The organism is Collinsella sp. CLA-ER-H4 (genome assembly GCF_040092395.1).
Taxonomy (GTDB): Bacteria; Actinomycetota; Coriobacteriia; order Coriobacteriales; family Coriobacteriaceae; genus Collinsella.
In genome coordinates this window covers 1-2321 of the sequence record NZ_JBBNLQ010000024.1, presented here as the reverse complement: position 1 = coordinate 2321, position 2321 = coordinate 1, and the positions used below count along the sequence as shown (strand labels likewise).

The window sequence follows — 2321 nt, the reverse complement described above, 5'->3', positions numbered from 1 at the left end:
AGGTAGTGCGAGTAGTAGCTGGCGAGGTCGGTGCCAAAGGCGGCGCGGAGATCGGGGTACTCATTGTAGTAGCTCTGCACGTCGAACGCCTCGGAGCCGCGGCGGCCCTCCGACATGCCGTAGTTGACGAAGTGATCCAGGGCCCTATCTTTGCTTCCGTTTGCCCATTCATTAACATCTGGATACTTATTAAGATAGTAGTCGGCATCGAAAACAGACGAATAATCAAGCCAAGATGATTTGGGGAACTGCGCGATGATGGCGTCTGCATCAGCTTCTCCAAGACGCTTGCACCCGGCATCACTAAAGTACTTGTTCGCATCGCCCCAATTGGAAATAAATCCGTGTTCGATCAAAATACCGGGGATTCCAGCTTCACGAGCACAACGAATAACAGCGAATTCGTCGCCCACCTGCATCTGAAAGACACCACGGTTTGTAAGTCCGAGAGCAACAAGATTGTTCTGAACCTTCTGGGCCAGTTCGTACGAAACCTGGGTATAGTCAGCCCCGTTCACGGTAGGCGAATACACCTCGGCACCATGGGCTGCGGACGAACCTGAATTGATATGGAAACTGATATAGGCCTGGGCGCCCTGATTGACGCAACGCTGAACGCGGTAAAGGAAGTCGCTGCTACCGTAGCTGCCCGACTGCTCACGAGCGAGAATTACCTTAAATCCGTAGTTCTCAAGCTTGGTCTTACACGCGCTAACAATCTTCCAAGTAAGGTCGGCTTCACTCTTCCCGTTGCCCTGAGCGCCAGGATCGGATCCACCGTGACCGGCATCAAGTGCGATCACACGAACATTTTTACGAGCTGAACGGGAATCGGCGCTATAAGCTGCAATGCCACTATCACCTTCAGAACCGGAAAGTGCCTCTTCAATAGAGAAAGCCTCGACAGGATTGCCGTTCTCATCGGCATAGTAGACTGACAAATCATCGGAATTGTCAATGTAATCAGAAGAAGTAGACGAATTGACTACGTTAAAGCTGTAATCCTCAGACGAGAGATCCACTGAATAGATTGCGTTCGAATCCTTCACCTGATACGTAATACCGGTTAAAAAATACCGCGCTACCAACAAATCTTGTCCGAATGTAAAGCCCGCAGCATTCCCAGCGAAGGCCGAAGCTTCAATGGAGCGCTGTTCGCCAGAATCGCTGACGAATGATAGGGACGCAGAGGTCAAAACATCGGAGTCAGATGCAGTTGCGAACGCCGCCTCTTGCATAGCACCCAACGAAAGAGAGGGCTGCGCAATGTACAAGTATTGAAAAGAGGCATCGACAGAGGAGGAATCGTAAGATTGAGCCGGCTGAGCGGCCGATTCGACTTCCGAATTACAAGAGTCGGCTTCGGCGGTCTTCTCAGTAACCTCACAAGGGTCGGCTTCGGCGGTCTTCTCAGTATCCTCGGAAACGAAATCCGAAAATGAAGAGGAGCTAGAGGTCTCGGCTTCATTATTTGAAAGCGAGGAAAACTCAACTGCATAGGCCGACGAAACGGGAGCAAGGAATGAAGAGGAAACCAGAACAGCGGTAACCAAATTAGCGACTGCGCAACGAACTTTTTTCATATATGCACTCCCAACAAATTAACTTAAATCTAAAAAGTAAACTTTAACCAAACAAATTTGAACTCGAATAATTGTAATTGAATTACTTGACCTACTGGGGAACGCGGCAGAAATGTTAGACAGTGTTTTCTGCCAACAGAGTCCTTGCCTATATCGCAGTGAAGGAGCATCCGTTCTTGGATGGCAACAAGCGCTCTGCAGCGGCGTTCTTCATTCACTTCCTCGATAAGAACGGAGTTCTCAGAGACGGAGAGACTCCGTGCCGCAGCTGGTGAGAATCGCCGGGCAGCAGGCGAAGCTGAGGAAGACAGCGTAGGGGAATCGCGATTACGAATTTACACACCGCACAGGACTTGGCCCAACAATGGCCTACCTTAGCAAAGAAACCCCTGCAATCTTGTCACACAAAACATCAAACGCTCTACCCGGATGCTTGAACATCACCCGATACAGAACCTGTCGAACTGCCTCGACGCAGGACGCGGCAACATACACGCCGGTCACCACGAGCACAACCGACAGCAGCCCCCACGCCGTGTGGCAGTGAGAAAACACAAGCACGTTCTTCCAAAGTAATTCCTGCATATAACCGCTGTCCGTAGCAAGGTATATGGAGTGGGAAGGATAAACTGGACTTTCTTTTAAGGATCCTCAAGCGTATTGCCGCTCGTATTCCACTGGAGACATGTAGCCCAGGGTGGAATGCATGCGCACCCTATTGTAATAGAGCTCTATGTA

The 2321-nt window shown here is 50.3% G+C and carries 3 protein-coding genes; 1 reads left to right on the top strand and 2 read right to left on the bottom strand.

Annotated features, from left to right (window positions below):
- A partial coding sequence (locus tag AAAX34_RS09370; RefSeq protein WP_349111063.1) for an N-acetylmuramoyl-L-alanine amidase occupies positions 1–1583 on the bottom strand: 1583 nt, incomplete at its 3' end.
- Between the two features lie 122 nt (positions 1584–1705).
- Here AAAX34_RS09370 and AAAX34_RS09365 point away from each other — a divergent pair.
- Positions 1706–1858: a Fic family protein gene (locus tag AAAX34_RS09365; RefSeq protein ID WP_161160854.1), complete on the top strand. Its 153-nt coding sequence runs from the start codon at positions 1706–1708 to the stop codon at positions 1856–1858.
- 94 nt (positions 1859–1952) lie between these two features.
- Here AAAX34_RS09365 and AAAX34_RS09360 read toward each other — a convergent pair whose 3' ends face one another.
- Positions 1953–2168, bottom strand: coding sequence for a hypothetical protein (locus AAAX34_RS09360; RefSeq protein WP_349111060.1), 216 nt, complete (start codon positions 2166–2168; stop codon positions 1953–1955).
- Positions 2169–2321: the final 153 nt, after the last annotated feature.

Excerpts from the sequence above, each read along its gene's own strand:
- AAAX34_RS09360 (WP_349111060.1), bottom strand. The coding sequence starts at position 2,168 with ATGCAGGAATTACTTTGGAAGAACGTGCTTGTGTTTTCTCACTGCCAC.